We start from the raw sequence: 19,641 nt of genomic DNA, 5'->3' as shown, positions 1-19,641 counted from the left end.
GCTTTTTTGTTTTAAACGCCATCAACCAGAAGAATTGGCAACGAAAGGTTGGCCGGGTGTGAGTTTTTAAAATAATTTAGAATTGCTTTGGCGGTATATTTGACCCTGAATCCGGTTTGTTCAATAACCCCTCTTCCATGAAAAAAGTAATCTTCCTCTTATTCCTGATGGCCTTTCGGGTGGTGGCTCAGAAAACCGCCCCGCCCGCGCCCTATGGAGCCGTCCCCAGCCCCCAGCAAGTCGAATGGCAGAAAATGGAATACTACATGTTCATCCATTTTGGGCCAAATACGTTTACTAACAAGGAATGGGGTCACGGCGACGAAGACCCGAAAGTATTCAACCCGACGAATCTAGACGCCCGGCAGTGGGCCCGTACGGCCAAAGCCGCCGGGATGAAAGCCATCATCATCACGGCCAAACACCACGACGGTTTTTGTCTCTGGCCGAGTAAATTCAGTACACACACGGTCCGGGAAAGCGCCTGGAAAAACGGCAAGGGAGATGTGTTGCGCGAGCTGTCGGATGCTTGCCGGGAATACGGTTTGAAATTCGGCGTTTACCTTTCGCCCTGGGATCGTAACCACCCGGCCTACGGAACGCCCGCTTACAACCAGGTATTTGCCAACACCCTCGACGAAGTGCTGAGTAGCTATGGCGACGTGTTCGAGCAGTGGTTCGACGGCGCGAATGGCGAAGGGGCTAACGGCAAAAAGCAGGTTTACGACTGGAATCTGTTCCGGGGCGTGGTGTTCAAGCACCAGCCGAAAGCGATCATTTTCAGCGACATTGGTCCGGGATGCCGCTGGATGGGCAACGAATCCGGCATTGCGGGCGAAACCAACTGGTCGACCCTGAATACCGACGGGTTTGGCATGGGCAGCGAAGCCCCGCCGACGCACGTCCTGAATACCGGCAACGAAAACGGCAAATACTGGATTCCGGCGGAGGTCGATGTGTCGATCCGGCCGGGCTGGTTTTATAGTCCGGAAACCGACGACCGGGTCAAAACGCTGACGCACCTGATGAAGATATATTATTCGTCGGTGGGCCGGAATGGCAATTTGCTGCTGAATGTGCCGGTTTCGACCAAAGGGCTGATTCATCCGAACGATTCGGCCCGGCTGATGGAATTCCGGAAAACCGTTGCCGAATCGTTTAGAACAAACCTGGCGTTGGGCAAAACCGCCACGGCTTCGGTCACGCGCGGCAACGACAGGCGGTTTTCGGCAGTCAACCTGCTCGATGGCAATTTCGACACCTACTGGACGACCGACGACGCCGTTCGAACGGGTTCGTTCGTGGTCGATCTGGGCAAACCGACCGAAATTAACCGGATTGTGCTGCAGGAATACATTCCATTGGGACAGCGCGTCAAATCGTTCAAAGCGGAAGCCTGGAACGGCAAAACTTTCGTAACCATCGACCAGCAAACCACCATTGGCTACAAGCGGATTCTGGTGTTTCCGACCCTGAAAACCGACAAAGTACGGGTGACGATTCTGGATGCCAATGCCTGCCCGGTTTTGGCCGAATGCGGTATTTACAAAGCCCCCGAGTTGCTATCAAACCCGGAAATCGCGCGCAGCAAACAGGGCATGGTCACGATCACGTCTGACGTGGCCGACCCGGTGATTCGCTACACCACCAATGGCTCCGAACCGACGCTGGCCTCGGCGCGGTATACGACTCCGTTCCCGTTTGCCCAAGGCGGCACCATCAAAGCCCGGGCGTTTATCAACAACGGGGCCGATGCTTCCGAAACCATCCTGGCTTCGTTCGATCTGGCACCAGAAAAATGGTCGGTGGTGAATAGCGACGAAAATGCAAAACGGTCGGCCAGCCGGGCTATTGATTCGAATCCGGGAACGGTTTGGCAATCGTCGCGGAAAGAGGGAAGTACAGGACTGCCGCAGGAACTGGTTATCGACCTGGGCAAAACGCTTAATCTGAAAGGTTTCACCTACACACCCCGGCAGGACGGACGCACCGAGGGTACAATTTATCAGTACAGCGTTTACGTGAGCGAAAACGGCACCGACTGGAAACCGGTTTTGGAAAAACAGTCCTTTGCCAACATCAAAAACAACCCCGTAAAGCAAACCGTACCGTTTGCCAGTCCGCAGCAGGCTCGGTTTATCAAGCTGGTGGCCCTGTCTTCGGTCAACGAGAACGAGCAGTTTGCCTCGGCGGCTGAGGTTGGGGTGATCGTCAACTAACTATTCCAAATGACTACGTATGCATCAGCGGGCTTTGAAGCCCCGGATTTTTACGAAATTGACGAGCTGTTGACGCCAGAGCAGAAGCTGGTGCGGGCGTCCGTGCGAGAGTTTGTAAATCGGGAAATCAGCCCAATCATCGAAGACTATGCTCAGCGGGCCGAATTTCCGGCTTTCCTGGTTCGGAAGTTCGGCGAAATCGGCGTGTTTGGCCCCACCATTCCGGCGGAGTACGGCGGGGGCGGCCTGGATCAGATTGCATATGGCCTGATGATGCAGGAAATCGAGCGGGGTGATTCGGGGATGCGCTCCTGCGTGTCGGTGCAAAGCTCGCTGGTGATGTGGCCGATTTTTGCATACGGTTCCGAAGAACAAAAACAGAAATACCTGCCCAGACTGGCCTCGGGCGAACTGCTCGGCTGTTTCGGCCTGACTGAACCCGACCACGGCTCAAACCCCGCCGGTATGCAGACTTCCTTCACCGAACACGATGACCATTTTCTGCTCAATGGTTCCAAGCTCTGGATTACCAACTCACCCGTGGCCGATCTGGCGGTGGTCTGGGCCAAAAACGAACAGGGGCGCATCCGGGGCTTGCTGGTCGAACGGGGCATGGCCGGTTTTTCTACGCCCGAAATTCACCACAAATGGTCGTTACGGGCCAGCGCGACGGGCGAACTGGTTTTTCAGGACGTGAAGGTGCCCAAAGAAAACCTGTTGCCGGAAGCCGACGGACTGAAAGGCCCGCTGCGGTGCCTGGATCAGGCGCGGTACGGCATTGCCTGGGGGGCGGTGGGGGCCGCGATGGATTGCTACGATTCGACCCGGCGCTATGCCTTGGAGCGGCAGCAGTTTGGCAAACCGATTGCGTCGTTCCAACTTGTTCAGAAAAAGCTGGCCGAAATGCTGACCGAGATCACGAAAGCGCAGTTGCTCTGCTGGCGATTGGGCGTGCTGAAAAACGAAGGAAAGGCCACGACCGCCCAGATTTCGCTCGCCAAACGCAACAACGTCGAGGTGGCGCTCCGCATCGCCCGCGAAGCCCGGCAGATCCACGGCGGCATGGGCATCACGGGCGACTACCCGATCATGCGCCACCTTATGAACCTCGAATCCGTCGTCACCTACGAAGGCACCCACGACATCCACCTCCTGATCCTCGGCCAGGAAATCACGGGCATCCAAGCGTTTAAATGAGTTAAGAATTAAGAGTTATGAGTTATGAGTTGGCTGACGCATTCTATTCCTGCGGAGCCAACTCATAACTCTTAATTCTTAACTCATAACTCATTTAAGTTTTTCCAGGGATTTTCGCATCGCGTCGATCTGGCGCTTTTTCTGGAGGACGGTGGGAGCCGCTACGCGTTCGCGGCAGTCGAAAATGCCGCAGCGTTCGCAGGCTTCGTTGACGATCCGCTGCGGAATGTCGGGGGTGAGCGGATTCAAAAACCGCATTTTGCTGCGCAGCGTGTCGGTCAGCTTGAAGCACATCGATACACTCATGTTCTGCTGCTGGTGCGGTTGGTAGGGCTGGGCGACCGAGACGATGAAAAACGTGTTGCCGGTATCGGCATAGGTCGACAATTGTGCCTGGCACAAGGCCCCGACATGGTTTTTGTTTTTTTGTAGAAACGCCAGTTCCTGCAAGATCGTGAGCGCGACCCACCGGCGGCAGTAATGCTCATCCGCCATGCTTTTCGGGCCTTGCTGGCGGGTTAGGTGCATTTCCTTGGTCAGGTGGAAATTCGTTTGACCAGCCGTGTTGTTAAACCGGTAAAAAAACAACTGGTCGATGCCGAAGTACTTGGGCAGCAGGTTGCTGAGTCGGTAGAAAAACCGCTCGGGCGTGGCATGAAACGACTGAATCAGGCCCAGGAAATCCTCATTGCTCCAGGTGGGCCGGTCGAAGAGTTCCTGCAAACGGGGTACCAGATCGAGCCGGCGAATCAGGATGGTTCCGGCAAAATACGAAGCCTTGTAGTTGTTGAGCATCTGCTCGAACGAGTCGGCTTCGACGTACGAGTAGGTATACGGACGAGTTTTCAGGTTAAGGTATTGAAAACCAACTTCCCGCGCCAGAATAAACGTTCGTTGCTCCGACGATAAATGGCTGTTAAGGTACAGCGTGCCGGATTCGGGCCGGAAAACCGACCGCAGAGCCGCCAACTCCGGGTGCGTTTCCCGGTCGAACGGCTGGATCTGGTAATTGTAGCGGGTGCGTAACAGGCTGGTGAGCAGCGCTTCATCGACAGAAGCGTGGCCCGAGGCAAACTCCGTCAAAAACCGGTCCCCTTCGTCTTCAATGTCCTCGAAATAATTGTCATGCATTTCCTGGTACGACCGCAAAACCGCCATGTACAACCGTTCCACGCTGACGTGGTAACTCCGGCCGATGTTCATGATGGTCGAGATCATGGCGCTGACCTTAGCCGGGGCTTCGGCCAGCAGTTCGAGCAGGTCGGAGGGGTCGATGCCCAACAGTTCGAGCGGGATTTCGGTCAGAAACCGGGACCGGAGTAGGTCGGAAATTGGCTCCAGTTTTTTGTTGAGTTTCAGCGAAACCAACGTGTCGTAATCAACATCCATAACCCTGGCCAGGGCTGCTATCTTGTCGGTTTTGGGGTATTTACGCCCTTTCTCAATTTCGGTAATGTACGAAATGGAAAGCCCGGAGTTTTGGGCTAGCTCGCTGATGGAAAGACCTTTATCCAACCGAATCTGTTTCAACTTCAGGCCAAAAAGCAAGCGGATCGGGTCGGGAGTTTGAGCCACTGAATCGCGGGGGTTTATGGGTTACTTCTGGTAAAAATACCGCTAAAATACCGGCAAACAAAAAAGTCCACCCGGCATCCTCAGAAACCGGGTGGACTTTTTAAAGAATGCTTTTTATCGTTTTGAGCCTTTGTAAGCCCGTTTCCATTCGACCAAGCCACCGTTCTGGCTAACTTTGGTGACCGAATTCATCGTAATGGTATTGCCCTCAAACCGGCCGGTGCCCGTAAATTCACCATCGTAAACTTTGTTTCCAAAGGGCAGATTATCCCTGGTCCGATTCATGGTAAACTCAGAGCCATTCAATTTGACGAGCTCTGTAGAGCTATAATTGTCAAAGTTGATTAAGAGGCTCATTTCGTTGGCCCCATCTGCTTTCGTGATCGTAATAGTGCCTTCACCAGCATCTTCGCTGTAAGTAGGCCAGCCTGGTGTTACACTCGTTTTTGACGAATAATCAATGTCATAAACGCCCAGGTACTGCTCGCGCGGATCGACATCCTCCCCGGAGCCGCTTTTTTTACACGCCGATACACTCGCAACGAAGATAAAAAGGAGAAATACTAGTCTGATTCTGGTCATTGTGGTAGATCGAAAGGGATGTTCGAAAATCGAGAATTATTTTCAATCTATCAAACGAAAACCGCCTGCTGATAATTGTATGTAGTCGGTAAAGGAAAATTTTGAAAACCGGCAAATGAAAACAGACAGCCCCGTCAGCCTTGAAAACTGCCTGCGGGACTGTCTGTAAAAAGGCCGTGTTAAGCCAGCGTTGTCTCGACGCTGATAGCGGTATTGAGCAATTTGGAAATGGGGCAGTTGGCTTCAGCATCCGCGACGAGTTCGTCGAATTTTTCTTTCGTTATGTCCGGAACGCTTGCCGTCAGGGTCAGTTTGGAACTACTGATACTGCCGGTGTTGGTATCGAGCGTGATGACGCCTTTTACGTCAAGGGAGGTTGCCGTAAAACCGGCTTCCTGGAGGTTAAAGGCCAGCTTCATGGCGAAACAACCGGCGTGAGCAGCCGCGACGAGTTCTTCCGGATTGGTGCCTACGCCATCGGCAAACCGCGTATTGAATGAATACTGCGTGTTGTTCAAAACGGTGCTGGCGGTGGTCAGAGTGCCTTTGCCGTCTTTGCCCGAACCTTCCCAATGGGCGGTGGCATTGCGTTTAATGTCCATGATATGGGTGAATTAGAGTTTGAGCCGGAAAAGTAAGAAATGTTCCGAACCGGTTCACCACGATTCTTAGGTATTGGTAAAAAAAATACGGTTTGGTTTTCCGTTTGTTCGCGCGTTTTCCGGTAGCAAATACGTGTGCTGTTTCGTATATTTTCGGTCAAACCACCGAAAATTTGGAAAAGGGTTTGCTCATCCAAATTAATCACCTTATTTTATGTATAAACTACAAAAAACTTCTGTCTTTGTTTGCTGGATGCTGGCGGTTTTGGCTGGGCCGGTTTTTGCTCAGAAAGAAAAAACGACTGTCGTTGCCCAACTCGACAAGCAGTATCACCACTATTCATCACTGGCGCAACAGATCTGGAAACTGGCCGAGCCCGGTTACCTGGAACACCAAACCAGCAACCTTTTACAGAAGGAGCTCCAGCAGCAGGGCTTTACAATCACAACCAGCGTCGCTGACATGCCGACCGGTTTTGTGGCTGTCTACGGGAAAGGTAGCCCGGTGATCAGTATTCTGGCCGAAATGGATGCGCTGCCCGGTTTGTCGCAGGATTCGGTGCCGTTTCGCAAACCCTTGGTTCCAAATGCCTACGGTCACGGGTGCGGGCATAATCTGTTTGGCGTTGGCTCGGTAGCGGCAGCCATAGCGGTCAAAAATTATTTGCAAGCGTCCGGTAAATCCGGCACCATTCAGTTGGTCGGCACCCCGGCGGAAGAGGGAGCCGGGGGCGGCAAAACCTACCTGGTTAAAGCTGGTTTGTTCGACAAAACAGATGCCGTGCTGCACTGGCACCCCGGCGACGCCAACAGCGCCAGCCCGGCTTCGTCGCTGGCCTATCGCGTGGCCAACTTCCAGTTTAACGGGCTGGCGGCTCACGCAGCAGCCGCACCCGAAAAAGGCCGGTCGGCGCTGGATGCCGTCGAAGCCATGAATTACATGGTCAACCTGATGCGCGAACACGTAACGTCGACCACGCGCATTCATTATGTGATCAAAAAAGGCGGGCTGACGTCGAATATCGTTCCCGATTTTGCCGAAGTGGAATACACCATCCGGCACCCAACGGCCCAGGGGTTGGAAGAAGTGTGGGGACGGTTGATGAAAATTGCGCAGGCTGCCGCCCTCGGCACCGAAACCACCATGAGCCATGAAGTCCTTGCGGGCCTGTACAACCTCCTGCCGAACGAGACGCTGGCCAAATTGATGCAAAAAAATCTGGAGCAGGTGGGCGGAAACCGGTATTCGGACCGGGAAACGGAATTTGCCAACCAGATTCGGAAAACCGTCAACGCCGATCAGTTACCGCCCCTGAGCCAGGCCGCGGACATTCAGCCCTACCGGCTGAACAGCGTGGGTTCGGCTTCGACCGATGTGGGCGACGTTAGCTGGGTGGTGCCCACCGTCGGCTTGTCGGCCGCGACCTGGGTGCCGGGCGTACCGGCGCATAGCTGGCAGGCCGTGGCCTGCGACGGGATGTCGATTGGCTTTAAAGGCATGATGGTGGCCGCGAAAACCATAGCCCTAACGGCGCTCGACCTCTTTCAGCAACCGGCCGTTTTGCAGCAGGCCAAAACCGAATTGCAGCAGGCGCGGGGCGGAGAAGGGTTTGTGTACAAGTCACTGGCTGGCGACCGAAAACCGCCCCTCGATTACCGGAAATAATACATAAAGCAAACGGGGCGCCTGAGCGCCCCGTTTGCCGTTAGTGACCTCCCCCGTAGGAAGGTTTATCGAGTTGCGGTTTTCCGTTTCGGTTGCGGTTCGGATGCGATTCCCGGACATTGGCCCCGGTTTCATCGACATCCCCATCGAGGTACTTGTCTTCCAGGTCGCTGGGCGGGATATCGTTGATTTCCTCATCCGGAATCTGGCTGCCCAGGCCGCTGGTTCCGCTCACCGACTGATCGCCTAAACCGGCCGGACTAATGGCCTGTTTGGCATTGATTTCGTTTTGCTCTTCCTCCGTCATCTCTCACCAGGGTTTGATTGTTATTTTGCCTAACCGGTTTTTCCGCCAATTGTTAGCCAACCTGTATGCTTTTTATTTTCGCTGAAAGCAGGGATGTAAACCAACGAGTTGCCTAGTTTCAGAGCATTTAGTAAATTTTCTGACAACACTGCAACCTTTTTCCGGTGATTCTGCTCTTGCTAGGTAATTGTTTTCCAAAATCCTACACCGCTATGAAATCATTTCTCCGCCTGTGTTGCCTGCCGGCAACGTTGTTGATGTTCCTCGATGCCTGTACCGTACAGGATCATCAACCGTCAACGCCCAACTGTCAGATTCGCACCCTCGACATTCTGGAAAAAAGCTCCTTTTGGGAAGTTCGGAATAAGGACGAAATCTTTGAACTCGACGGACAACAGATCCCGATTGGTAAAGCCCGATCGTATTCTTACCAGTTTGATGAGCAAAACCGGCTGATTGAGCGTCAGTATTACCGGTTTATTGGCAGCACGGTCGATCAGCGTACGACGTATGAATACAGTCCGACGGCAGTGACGCGCAAGGTGTATAACTTTGGTTCGCCTGAGCCCGTAGCGGTCGATGTGTTTCCGGTCAATGAGCGCGGCTTGTGGGCCCGAACCGGATTGAGCTACGATTCAGAAGGGTATTTGATCGAAGACACGAACGAGTCCGGGACGACCAATTACATTATCGAAAATGGCAATGTTGTCCGGATCGAATACCGTTCAACGCCGGGAGGGGCGGTCAACAGCTACCGGACGTTTGCGTATAACCTCTCTAAACCCAACATTGGCTACGTAGAGCCGGAATTTATGGGCAAAGCCAGCCGCAACCTGCTCATTCAGGAAGAGGATCATGCCGGTGATGGCTCGGTGACTTCCCGTGTCGACTATCACTACCTGTTTGATAGCGAGGGGCGCCCCACTCGTCGGTACACCGATTTTGTCGAAAACGGCAACACGTATTACACGATACTGGACTTTACCATAACGTGCCGGTAACAGCGGTCGGTTTTGCGTTTTCAACGAAATTCCGATCTTTCCGGCCGTGCCGCAGCGAGAATCCGAACCCAACTGCTCATTCCTAAACCGTATCGCCAATGTTTTCGCTGCTACTCTCCGGCCTGCTATGCCTGACAAGTCCGAAACCGGAAAGTTTGTATGATACTCCGATTTCCGACAGCCTTTTGGTCAGTGGAATTTACTGGGATGTCACCACCGGCGTTGACCTGAAAACCCGGATTTTCGGCACCTTGGACGGGCAACGAGTGCTGATGGGCGAAAGCAACCCGGCCGGTTTGTTCTGGCTCCGGATTCCGACATCCATCCAGGCGCTGACCTTCGAAGCCGAGGGCTACCCAAGCACCACCGTGCCGGTTACGGTTTTGGGCAACATCGACCGGAAGGCTCACTTTACCATTGATATACCGACCATCAGCCCGGATTCGCAACAAGTGCTTCGGGCGTATGACGCTGTGGAGCCCCGGAACCAAAAAAAGGTGAATAACCGGGCGAAAAAAGATGATAAAACCCTCTTCTTCAGGGTGCTGGAAGCCCGATCATTCCGGCGAATGCAGGCTACGGTTTGTGTAACGAGCGCCCGGACCGGCCAAACGCAGTGTCTGCCGGTCGATTCGACCCGGATACCAACGGGGGCCTGGTTCCGACCGGATGATCAACTGACCTTCGAGGTACGCGCCCGGGGCTTTCAGCCGTACCGGGGCGAAATCAGGACGGGTTCATCAACAGCGCCGGAATACCTTTGCCAAATCAAACTCCTGCCGCTCAACAACAACCTGGCTATGTCGTACGACGTTCCGAAAGACCGCAAAGTCAAGTATAAATTCCACCATATGGCAAGAAATCAAATATGGTTCGAAACGGAGTTTCCCATCCAGTTTAGGCATCCAGGCTTGTTGAATCCCGGCGAAGAATACGAGTTTTCTGCAACGACTTCGGATGGCCAATTACTGATGAACGAAAAACTGGTTGCCAAACCTGGTCTGATGTTCATGCAGATGGGTGCGACCAACCCGGACCCGACGGCGGTTTTTTCCTCCAATGCTGGCTCAACGGCATCCCGGAAGTTTTTCGACAGCACGGTGCTTTACTTCGACCAAAGTGAATACGGTTTACGCCAAGAAGCCAAACTCCGGCTGGATTCGGTCTACGGGGTGCTGGCAACCCAACCAACCCTGTTCGCACGGATTACGGGGCATTCCGACAATGTTGGCAAGCGCGAGTTGAACATTACCCTGTCCGAGTACCGGGCGCGAGCCGTGGCGCATTACCTGCGCTTGAAAGGCGCGCAGTTGAGCCAGCTTTCGATGACCTGGAAAGGGCCGGATTCGCCCGTGGCTCCCAATGATTCGGAGGAAAGCAAAACCCGAAACCGCCGGGTGGTCATTCACTTCTCGCGAAACTAAGCCCCAATGCGCTGATTCATTTGGGTTCCGTCGAAATGGCAAAGCGGGGGTGGGGCCTAAACCGCTGGGCTTTATACATAATTTCAAGGGTTCCGTCCGATGCCAGTACCCGCTGGTTCAGAATCCGGACCCGGTTTCCTTCGGGCAGGTAGATATAATCTTTACCGGGTTCTAAAAGCTCATTATTCGCCCAAACAGCAAGGCTCTTTTCATCGAGACCTAATGCCATGCCTATGCTAACATCACCGGCTTCGGCATGGGTTACGCCCACGCGCCGGACCGATTGTGAAAAACCGTGTAGCGACAACACAGGCTGAAACGCAATCCTTGACGGAGCGGATTGAAACCGGACCCGGGTAAAACCGCCGGAAGATGCCCCCGGCAAAGAGTCTGCCTTCATCAGCAAGGCAGCGCAGTGGGCTTCTGTTGCGCATAATGTGTTCAGCATCAGGCCAAGCAAGAAAGCGGTTTTCATAAACGACGGAACAGGACGATTTTTCCTATGAACGGAAAATGCTTCAACTTCGTGTAAAAAACGACCTGTTGCTCTTCCATTCTCACCGACGCTTCAGCAAGGTATACACTCCGGCTGTGGCTAAGCCACCGAGCAGGTACCAGCCGACAGTCATGGCGGCCGTAGCCGTAGTCCGTTGGCTCGGGGCGGTTCCCAGGCCCATCGGCCCCGGCAGCGCCACCGCTCCGGCCCCCGCAGCCAGTCCGAGAGCAGTACCGGTCAGCAGAGCGTAGCGGGGAGAAGCCAACCCGATCAGGCTGTAGTAAACCGTGTTTGCTACCAAATCACCCCCTAACGCCCAGGTGTGGAGCGTATCGTCGTCGGGTTGCCTGGCATCGGTTTTATCCATTACTTTTCGGATGGCCCGCATGCCGAGAATGTCGGCCCGGGGGGCTTCGGCGATCAAATGCCGGGCGGTTTCGTGGACTACCGTCAAGACCGTTGCGCCCAACAGACCGCTGCCGAGGGCTTGCCAAAGGCTTTTTGCTGGATCGTTCATATAGTATTTAGAGTATTTAGAAGATAGAGAAAAGATGAGAGACTGCCGTTCATTTTTTAGGCAACCAATCGCTTGTCTAGTCTCTTTCTTCTTTTGTCTTGGTGTAGCTGGATAACCGGCAGATCGACCGGATTGTTACGATAATTGGGTAGCGGTTTTTTAACGGTGAAACTGGGTAAAAACAAAAAATGAACAGACTTCCAACCCTTTCGGCCTCAACGGAATCTGTTCGAATGACCGGCATTTCCCCGGTCGGCTTTATCCTATGAAACTCCCGAAAACCTTGCTTCAGACAATTGCTGTGGCCGTTACGGTTACAACCGTCAATACGGCCTGCGGGGTGGATGACGATGTGAAACCTGAAAAGGACAAGAAAAATCCCGAGCAACAACAACCCTATAACTGTCCGGCCTGCGGTCTGGGTTAAAATACGGAACAGGAAATGGCAGCACGGTACGCGGCACTGGCCTGTAACTGGGATGTTCACCTCTTGCAGGCCAGTCTGCCTTTGTGGGAAACCGGGGAAGTGGACGCGCTGGAATGGGCCTTCGATACCTTGTTTCAGTACGAATCGTTTCCCGACTGGTTTGATGAATTGCTCCGGACGTATGGCGAAGCCGGGCGGCTCGTGGGCCACGGCGTGTTTTTTTCGCTGTTTTCGGGCCGCTGGTCGTCCGAGCAGCAGGCCTGGCTGAATCAGCTTCGAACGCTCGCCGGTCGGTACCGGTTTGACCACGTCACCGAACATTTTGGCTTCATGACAGGTGCCGATTTTCACAAAGGTGCTCCACTCAGTGTGCCGCTGACGGCTACGACGCTGGCCATCGGGCAGGACCGGCTCCGGCGGATTCAGGACGCGGCTAGCTGCCCGGCGGGGCTCGAAAACCTGGCGTTTGCCTATTCGCTCGAAGAGGTGAAGCGGCAGGGCGATTATTTGCACCGGCTGGTCGAACCGGTGAATGGCTTTCTGATTCTGGACCTGCATAACCTCTATTGCCAGCACCATAATTTCAAGGTTTCTTTCGAGGACTTGCTGGCGCTTTACCCACTGGACCGGGTGCGAGAAATTCACCTGTCGGGCGGAAGCTGGGAACCGTCGGCGATTGAACCGGGCCGCACGATTCGGCGCGATACGCACGACGATCGGGTACCGGCCCGGCTGTTCGACTGGCTCGAAACGGCAATCGACCGTTGTCCGACTATAAAGTACATTGTGCTCGAACAAATCGGCGGAAGTCTGGAGACCGTCGAGGCCCAGGCCGGTTTTGCCGCCGACTTCCGGCGTCTGAATGCCATCGTGCAGGGAACGAATAAAACCGCTGACTTTGCCGGTCATCCGACCTGTTTGCCAGATTCTTCCATTTTGACTCAAAAACCACCACTGGAAGATCAAAGCCTGTACGAGCAGCAGCGAGCCTTAGCCGCGATTCTGGAAACCGCAACCGACTGTCAGCACGCCCGGGCATTGCTGGCGACTTCGAATCTGGCTAATTCGGCCTGGGAAGTCGAAAGCTGGCAGCCTGCCATGTTGGAAACCGCCATTGCCATTGCTCAGAAGTGGCGGAACGGGTTTGATGATTGAATTGGTTCACACCTTCCGCTCAATGCCCTCGACCCGGAGCACTTCCGTCGCGTGCTGATAGCCCTGAACGATCAGGCGGCCAATGTCGTCGGACGAAAACCGCATCAGGTTCAGGTAAAGTGGTTCATGCGGGCGGATGATTGTCAGGTGCATGTCTTTGCCACGCAGTTTTTCGCGCTCGATCCAGCGTTCGGCCCAGGCGATATCGTTGTTGACGAGCTGGTTAACGGTAATATCCTTCACCCGCTCGACCAGATTGAGCAGGCTGCGGTAGTTGAATTTCTCGGTAAAAATCCGTTTCGCGTGGCAGGCCACACAAACCAGGGTATTGGCACCGTCGTCGATGGCTTCCCGGAGCGGGGCCACTTCCCGCAAACCGCCGTCGAGGTACATTTTCTGGGGGTCTTTGTCGATGCAGACGGCGGGCATCAGAAACGGCAGCGAACTGCTGGCAATGACGTAATCCAGAATCGAGGTATCGTCGTTGCTGGCGTAAATCATATCGCCTTTAATAATATCGACAGCCCCGACTTTCAGTTTGACCGGGCTGTTCACGAGCGTCGGAAGCTGGATATTAGCTTTAATCAAATTTTGCAGGGGCGCGTTGTCGAGCAGTCCGTCGAACCGGCTCATCAGGGTGTTGTAGCCCATCATGAACCGCGAGCGAATCACGGCTACATCTTCGGGGCGGGTAATGTTCCGGACCCAGAACTCGATCAGCCGCCGACCGGCTTTGGGCCAATCGACCGTGCCGTGTTCGGCAAACTGCTTTCCGGCTTCGTGGGCCAGGAAAACCGCATTCAAACTGCCGACCGAGATACCATAAATGGCTTCCGGCTCAAAACCGCCTTCCAGAATGGCCTGAATAGCCCCGGCCTGAAACGCTCCTTTGAGCGAACCGCCCCCCAGAACAAGTGCACGCATGAAGTGGAATGATAAATGATAAATTATGAATGATGAATGTAAAACTTTTCGCTTCATCGTTCATCATCCATCATTCATCATTCATAATTTTTTACAGTTTTGCCCTGATGTTCGTGTTTCCGTGGTATACTTGCGCCTTGAATACCGTTCGTCTAACCCGATGACCGGTTTGTACTAATGCCACTATCGATCCGGGACATACAAGCGCCGATTGCTGCCGAAATGGAAACATTTGAGCACAAATTCCGGCAGTTTATGAAAAGCGAAGTCATGTTGCTGGACCAGATCATGAACTACATCGTGCGCCGAAAGGGCAAGCAACTCCGGCCAATGTTCGTGTTTCTGACCGCCGGAGTCTGCGGCACCATCACCGAATCGACGCACCGGGGCGCGGCCCTGATCGAATTGCTGCACACGGCGACGCTCGTGCACGACGACGTGGTCGACGACTCCAATTACCGCCGGAGTTTTTTCTCCATCAACGCTCTCTGGAAAAACAAAATTGCCGTCCTGGTGGGCGATTACCTGCTTTCACGCGGGCTGCTGCTGTCGGTGGATAACAGCGAATTCGATCTGCTGAAAATTGTCTCGACGGCTGTCCGGGAAATCAGCGAAGGTGAGTTGCTGCAAATCGAGAAAGCCCGTCGGCTCGACATTACCGAAGCGGTTTATTACGAAATCATCCGCCAGAAAACCGCATCCCTGATTTCGGCCTGCTGCGCAGTGGGTGCCCGTTCCGTGGATGCCTCGCCCGAGGTAATCGAAACCGCCCGGCTGTTCGGCGAGAAAGTCGGGATTGCCTTTCAGATTAAGGATGACCTCTTCGATTACGGCGAGGTAGAAGTCGGAAAACCGCTCGGAATTGATATTAAGGAAAAGAAAATGACCCTGCCGTTGATTTACGCCCTCAACAACGCGGCCTGGCTCGAAAAACGCCGGATGATCAACATCGTCAAAAACGAAAGCGAAAACCCCAAGCGCGTGGCCGAAGTTATTGACTTTGTGAAGAAATCAGGCGGTATTCAATACGCCACGACAGTCATGACCCGCTACGTCGACGAAGCCAAAGCCCTGCTCTTCACCCTCCCCGAATCGAAATACCGCAACTCGCTGGAGCAACTGGTGCAATACACGATTGAGCGAAGCAAGTAGAAAAGAGTTCAGAGTTATGAATTAAGAGTTCAGAGTTGGCTCCGCTACTTTACGGGAAACGGCGGAGCCAACTCTGAACTCTTAATTCATAACTCTGAACTCTTTTCTCTTGCTTCGGGCAGTTTCCACCAGGGCAAATAAGGATACGCGTGGTGTTCGGCGTGGTAGCCGAAGAAGTAGCAGCTCAGGAACGCCCGGACGTGGTTGATTTGCTGGCTGCGAGCGTTGTGGGGCGGATTGTGGTGTTCTCCCCGGTGCGGCAGGTAGGTGCCGAAATAGAAAAGCTGGAAGGTGCTTAAAACCGCCGGGACCATCCAGTACAGAATCAGATTCTCCATCGGGAACCAGATTTTCAGCACGTTGTATGTGACAGCCATCAACACGATCTGGACCACCGAAATGTATTCTTTCAAAAAACTATAATACCAGGCCAGAAAATTTGGGTTGCCATCATGAAAATCCGGGTCGTCGTCGGTGGCTGCGTGCTTATGGTGCAGGTGGTGTTTGCGGCTAAGCCGGTGGTAATTATTGAAGGCAAACAAGGTGGCGCAAAGAAACCCGATGACGTGGTTGAGTCGTTTGTTGGTGGGAGTCACCACGCCGTGAATGGCATCATGCGCGGTAATGAACACGCCCGTGTACAGGTGCATCTGGATCAGCACGCAAACGTAGGTGAGCGGATTTTGCCAATTGATGGGATATTGAAGCAGAAAAGCCAGCATTCCAAACCAGCACAGCAAAATAAGCGTGGCTGCCATCAGGCCCCGGTTGCCGATCTGGGCCGGTTTAAAGGCAATAGCGGGTGGCATCATTTCACATTCATTTTAACGCCTAACGCCAGGTGTACCAGAAATGTTCACTACTTTTGGGGTGGAAACCCGACCCCATTTTTTAACTCGCATGAAAGTAGTTCGTTTTGCAGCTTTGTTGCTAGCACCCGCGCTGGTGTTTGGGCAAGCTGCCCCCAAAAAAGCCCCCGTTCCAGCCTCCACCCTGAGCCGTCCAAAACTGGTTGTTGGCATCGTTGTCGACCAGATGCGCTACGATTACCTGTATCGGTTTTACAATAAGTATAGCGAAGGCGGTTTTAAGCGGATGATGCGCGACGGCTTCAACGCGCGGAATAACCATTATCATTACGCAGCCACGATCACGGCCCCCGGCCATACGCATGTGTATACGGGTTCGGCTCCGGCCATTTCGGGGATTGTGGGCAATGACTGGTACGACCGGCGACTGGATCGCGAGGTGTATTGCGTTGAGGACTCGACGGTTTCGGCGGTTTCGGCTTCGGGCAGTCCGACCTCAGCCGGGAAAATGTCCCCGCGTAACCTGCTCGTCACAACCGTTACCGATCAGTTGAAAGTTGCGACGCAAGGCCGTTCGAAGGTGATCGGCGTGGCAATGAAAGACCGGGGCGCCATCTTGCCCGCCGGACATGCCGCCAATGCCGCTTACTGGTACGACTCCAAAGACGGAAGCTGGATTTCGAGTACGTTTTACATGAAAGAGCAACCGCAGTGGGCCAAGGAATTCAACGCCCGCAAGCTGTCGGATAAGTACCTGGCACAGGCCTGGGAAACCGTGTTGCCGCTGGATCAGTACGTGGAAAGCACCATCGATGATACACCGTTTGAAAACCCGCTGGCGGGCGAACCCAAAGCTGTGTTTCCGCACCAGGCGGTGGCCTCGCTGGGCAGTAAATACGAAGCCCTGCGGACGAGCCCGTTTGGCGATGTATTAACGAAAGAAATGGCCGTGGCCGCCCTGAAAGGCGAAAACATGGGCAAAGGTCCGGAAACGGATTTTCTCTGCGTGAGCTTTTCTTCGCCGGATGCCATCGGGCACCGGTTCAGCCCATCGTCCATTGAAATCGAGGATGAATACCTGCGGCTGGATAAAGTCATGGCCGAACTGCTAACGGCTCTTGACGAGCAGGTGGGGAAAGGCAATTACCTGGCGTTTTTGTCGGCCGACCACGGCGCGGCTGATAATCCGGCGTATTCACAAAGTATGAAGATGCCGGGCGGTTTTCTGGAAGGAAAAACCATTGGGGCGGCTACCGAAAAAGCGCTGGTTGATGCGTTTGGCACCGGTAAATGGGTGATTGGCAATGCCAATGGGCAAGTCTACCTGAACCACGACCTGATGCGAGAAAAGAAAATCAAAATGGCCGACGCGGCCGAAGTGGTGCGGCTGGCGTTGCTGAAAGAACCCGGTATTCAGAACGTAATTAATCTCCACGATATCAACGCAGCGTCAATACCGGAATACTGGGTACCGCTGTTGCGAAATGTGTATAACGCCAAACGGAGTGGCGACCTGTATCTGGTGACGCAACCCGGCTGGCTGGAAGGTTACCAGAAAGGAGGCACCTCGCACGGAACACTTTTCAACTACGACACGCACGTACCGCTGCTGTTTTACGGCTGGGGCGTCAAACCGGGCGAAACAACCCGCCGGACCTATATTTCCGACATTGCCTCGACGGTTTCGGCCCTACTGCATATTCTGGAGCCGAGCGGAAACATTGGCAACCCGGTTTTTGAAGCGATTAAGAGTCTATCCGAAAATAGGGAAAGCCTGACAAAGTGAGCCATTTTGTGGTATCTGACATCACAACCTTACTCCCATGCAGGCTTTCGACTACGAACCGGGTCGCCGGTGCGAATCAGATAAATTCGGCGTATTTACCACCCTTGTCGCTGTGGTTAGCCGTTGAACCCCTGTTACCACAGCCCTAAAAACGAGCCAAGCAGGCCGAAAAGCTAAACCCAATCAACAAATGTTTGCCGCCATCTACTATCGACTGCGAACGGGTTGCCCCTGGAAAGCACTCCTCAAGTGATTGGGAGCCGCTTCGACGGTCCACGACCGCCATCAAGTCTGGGCTCAGGCCGGCGTGTTTGAAACCCTGTGGAAACATGGCTTGCTGCAGCGGTCAACGATTGGTCTGTTAGGCTATCAGGACCATATCAAGTACCGGGGCTTGCTGATCCGCTGGGAAAAGAAGCTGGCTAATTATAAAGCCCTCCTCTTTTTAGCTTGTGCCCACATCGTTCATCAATTCTCCACATCCCGCACCGTCGCCCTTCCATCCTCCCGGCGTTTTTCGTACGGAAGCTGAAACCGGGTCAGGTCGGGGCGGTTTTTGCGTTTCCGGTTTAGTTCATATTGGTAGATGGTTTGGCCGAGTTGGTACAGAAACGGATGCGCTACACTTTCGTATTCGTAGCGGTTGTCGTTCAGGATTTCGTCTTCGTTGACGTAAAGCGTGGCCGCGAGCATGAACTCGACCCGGTTTTTGAAATCGGCCACGTACGACGCATCGGTCATAAACCCGTAGGCCCAGCCCACTTTGTTGAACACCCGCACGCCCTCCGGCAAGCGCCGATGCAGGCTGTCGCGGAAGAAGAATTTCACGTAGCTGTCGTAGTATTGTTCGGCGTCGTACTTGGGGTAGTTGGTTTCGCCAGGAAACTGCGAGAGGTACTGAAGCAGCAGCCGGTAATCCCCGTCGGTCAGCAAAAACCGCTGCGAAGCCGGAACCGAGCGCGGAAACAGCACCGATTGAAGTGTTTGCTGAAAAGCCGGTAGCGGATATTTGTTGCGGGTCGTAAAATCGAACGGTTCGAGCACCAGGCTGTCGCGGACGTTCAGGTAGCCTTTCCCGATTTTGTCGATTCGGCGGAAATCAAACGCATCCGGGTTGTAGGCCGGGGGCTGGGCGTAAAGCAACGAGCCGTCGGGCCGGATAAACCGCACGGGGTTGGTGTGACGGTTTTCCTCGGGCGTCAGCCGGACAAACCGGTGCGTGATGCGGGTATCGCGGTAGCCCTTGGCGTGCAGCGCACGGTTGATGGTTTGCTGGCCGACAAATTCGTACATCCGGCTATAAGCGTCGTTGTCGCTGACCAGAAAGGCTTTTTTGATGAAATGCGCGATGGACGGAAAACCGCTTTCCGACGTCGGATCGTGCCATTCCCGGGTCTGGCCCCGGTAGGCGCTGTCGAATTGCATGGCCGTGTACTTGGTAACCTCGGGGCGGTTGAGTTGGTTGAGTTTTTCGAGCGACAACAGCGCCAGCGGCAGTTTGACGGTCGACGCCGGATTGAAGTAGGCCGTGCTGTCGACGTGGAAAAAATAGTCCGTAAACGTCGGCTGGTTCCGGCTGTCGCGGTCGATGCGCGTGTAGATGATTTGCAGCCGGTATTTGTCCGGATGCTGAATGACTTCCCGAAAAACCGGATGCGGATTTTTGGCAAACAAATCGACCAGAAACGCGTCAGTGCGTGGCTGAGCCTGGGCGGAAAATGTTAATAGACAAAGGAATAGAAAACAGAATAGGTTGTACATGGCGAAGTTTGGAAATACCCCCAACCCCCTGAAGGGGGGTG

Annotated in this window: 18 protein-coding genes; 9 read left to right on the top strand and 9 right to left on the bottom strand. The window is 54.0% G+C overall.

Features of this window, described 5'->3' with window-relative positions; translation table 11 throughout:
* Positions 1-137: 137 nt before the first annotated feature.
* Entirely contained in the window at positions 138-2,219 is a 2,082-nt protein-coding gene (locus ACO2Q8_RS00430) for an alpha-L-fucosidase (protein ID WP_423342796.1), read from the top strand.
* Between the two features lie 9 nt (positions 2,220-2,228).
* Positions 2,229-3,416, top strand: a complete 1,188-nt coding sequence (locus ACO2Q8_RS00425) for an acyl-CoA dehydrogenase family protein (protein WP_423342795.1) — start codon at positions 2,229-2,231, stop codon at positions 3,414-3,416.
* 90 nt (positions 3,417-3,506) lie between these two features.
* Here the strand turns inward: ACO2Q8_RS00425 and ACO2Q8_RS00420 are convergent, their stop codons facing one another.
* The 3 genes from ACO2Q8_RS00420 to ACO2Q8_RS00410 all read right to left on the bottom strand — a co-directional run bounded on the left by ACO2Q8_RS00420 (position 3,507) and on the right by ACO2Q8_RS00410 (position 6,175).
* Positions 3,507-4,991, bottom strand: a complete 1,485-nt coding sequence (locus ACO2Q8_RS00420) for a helix-turn-helix domain-containing protein (protein WP_423342794.1) — start codon at positions 4,989-4,991, stop codon at positions 3,507-3,509.
* A 114-nt stretch (positions 4,992-5,105) separates the two neighbouring features.
* Positions 5,106-5,573: a hypothetical protein gene (locus ACO2Q8_RS00415; RefSeq protein ID WP_423342793.1), complete on the bottom strand. Its 468-nt coding sequence runs from the start codon at positions 5,571-5,573 to the stop codon at positions 5,106-5,108.
* A gap of 179 nt (positions 5,574-5,752) precedes the next feature.
* A complete protein-coding gene (locus ACO2Q8_RS00410; RefSeq protein WP_423342792.1) occupies positions 5,753-6,175 on the bottom strand; it encodes an OsmC family protein in 423 nt (140 codons plus the stop codon).
* A 214-nt stretch (positions 6,176-6,389) separates the two neighbouring features.
* Between ACO2Q8_RS00410 and ACO2Q8_RS00405 the strand changes: the two genes are divergently transcribed.
* A complete protein-coding gene (locus tag ACO2Q8_RS00405) occupies positions 6,390-7,841 on the top strand; it encodes an amidohydrolase (RefSeq protein WP_423342791.1) in 1,452 nt (483 codons plus the stop codon).
* 40 nt (positions 7,842-7,881) lie between these two features.
* Here ACO2Q8_RS00405 and ACO2Q8_RS00400 read toward each other — a convergent pair whose 3' ends face one another.
* The gene (locus ACO2Q8_RS00400; protein WP_423342790.1) at positions 7,882-8,148 is read right to left on the bottom strand and encodes a hypothetical protein; all 267 of its coding nucleotides are present in this window, start codon (positions 8,146-8,148) and stop codon (positions 7,882-7,884) included.
* A gap of 212 nt (positions 8,149-8,360) precedes the next feature.
* On the opposite strand from ACO2Q8_RS00400, the gene ACO2Q8_RS00395 reads away from it, so the two are divergent.
* Together ACO2Q8_RS00395 and ACO2Q8_RS00390 are read left to right on the top strand one after the other, a co-directional pair.
* On the top strand, positions 8,361-9,149 hold the full coding sequence (locus ACO2Q8_RS00395; protein ID WP_423342789.1) for a hypothetical protein: 789 nt from the start codon (positions 8,361-8,363) through the stop codon (positions 9,147-9,149).
* 98 nt (positions 9,150-9,247) lie between these two features.
* Entirely contained in the window at positions 9,248-10,573 is a 1,326-nt protein-coding gene (locus ACO2Q8_RS00390; protein ID WP_423342788.1) for an OmpA family protein, read from the top strand.
* Between the two features lie 16 nt (positions 10,574-10,589).
* Here the strand turns inward: ACO2Q8_RS00390 and ACO2Q8_RS00385 are convergent, their stop codons facing one another.
* Positions 10,590-11,048 (bottom strand): hypothetical protein, encoded by a 459-nt coding sequence (locus ACO2Q8_RS00385; RefSeq protein ID WP_423342787.1) that lies wholly within the window; start codon positions 11,046-11,048, stop codon positions 10,590-10,592.
* An 82-nt stretch (positions 11,049-11,130) separates the two neighbouring features.
* Positions 11,131-11,586 (bottom strand): hypothetical protein, encoded by a 456-nt coding sequence (locus tag ACO2Q8_RS00380; protein ID WP_423342786.1) that lies wholly within the window; start codon positions 11,584-11,586, stop codon positions 11,131-11,133.
* Between the two features lie 265 nt (positions 11,587-11,851).
* On the opposite strand from ACO2Q8_RS00380, the gene ACO2Q8_RS00375 reads away from it, so the two are divergent.
* Positions 11,852-12,013: a hypothetical protein gene (locus ACO2Q8_RS00375; protein WP_423342785.1), complete on the top strand. Its 162-nt coding sequence runs from the start codon at positions 11,852-11,854 to the stop codon at positions 12,011-12,013.
* A gap of 15 nt (positions 12,014-12,028) precedes the next feature.
* Positions 12,029-13,168, top strand: coding sequence for a DUF692 family multinuclear iron-containing protein (locus ACO2Q8_RS00370; RefSeq protein WP_423342784.1), 1,140 nt, complete (start codon positions 12,029-12,031; stop codon positions 13,166-13,168).
* A 6-nt stretch (positions 13,169-13,174) separates the two neighbouring features.
* Here ACO2Q8_RS00370 and ACO2Q8_RS00365 read toward each other — a convergent pair whose 3' ends face one another.
* On the bottom strand, positions 13,175-14,092 hold the full coding sequence (locus tag ACO2Q8_RS00365) for a patatin-like phospholipase family protein (RefSeq protein ID WP_423342783.1): 918 nt from the start codon (positions 14,090-14,092) through the stop codon (positions 13,175-13,177).
* A 177-nt stretch (positions 14,093-14,269) separates the two neighbouring features.
* On the opposite strand from ACO2Q8_RS00365, the gene ACO2Q8_RS00360 reads away from it, so the two are divergent.
* Positions 14,270-15,244, top strand: a complete 975-nt coding sequence (locus ACO2Q8_RS00360; RefSeq protein ID WP_423342782.1) for a polyprenyl synthetase family protein — start codon at positions 14,270-14,272, stop codon at positions 15,242-15,244.
* 86 nt (positions 15,245-15,330) lie between these two features.
* Here ACO2Q8_RS00360 and ACO2Q8_RS00355 read toward each other — a convergent pair whose 3' ends face one another.
* Positions 15,331-16,056 carry a fatty acid desaturase gene (locus ACO2Q8_RS00355; protein ID WP_423342781.1) on the bottom strand — a complete coding sequence of 242 codons (726 nt, stop codon included), beginning with the start codon at positions 16,054-16,056 and terminating at the stop codon, positions 15,331-15,333.
* An 88-nt stretch (positions 16,057-16,144) separates the two neighbouring features.
* Here ACO2Q8_RS00355 and pafA point away from each other — a divergent pair, with 88 nt between their 5' ends.
* A complete protein-coding gene (gene pafA, locus ACO2Q8_RS00350; protein ID WP_423342780.1) occupies positions 16,145-17,839 on the top strand; it encodes an alkaline phosphatase PafA in 1,695 nt (564 codons plus the stop codon).
* A gap of 468 nt (positions 17,840-18,307) precedes the next feature.
* Here the strand turns inward: pafA and ACO2Q8_RS00345 are convergent, their stop codons facing one another.
* A complete protein-coding gene (locus tag ACO2Q8_RS00345) occupies positions 18,308-19,600 on the bottom strand; it encodes a serine hydrolase (protein ID WP_423342779.1) in 1,293 nt (430 codons plus the stop codon).
* Between the last annotated feature and the right edge of the window lie 41 nt (positions 19,601-19,641).

This window comes from Larkinella sp. VNQ87, from assembly GCF_049445795.1.
GTDB lineage: Bacteria > Bacteroidota > Bacteroidia > Cytophagales > Spirosomataceae > Larkinella.
Note: the sequence above shows the minus strand (reverse complement) of the source record. Positions and strands in the feature narration are given on the sequence as shown.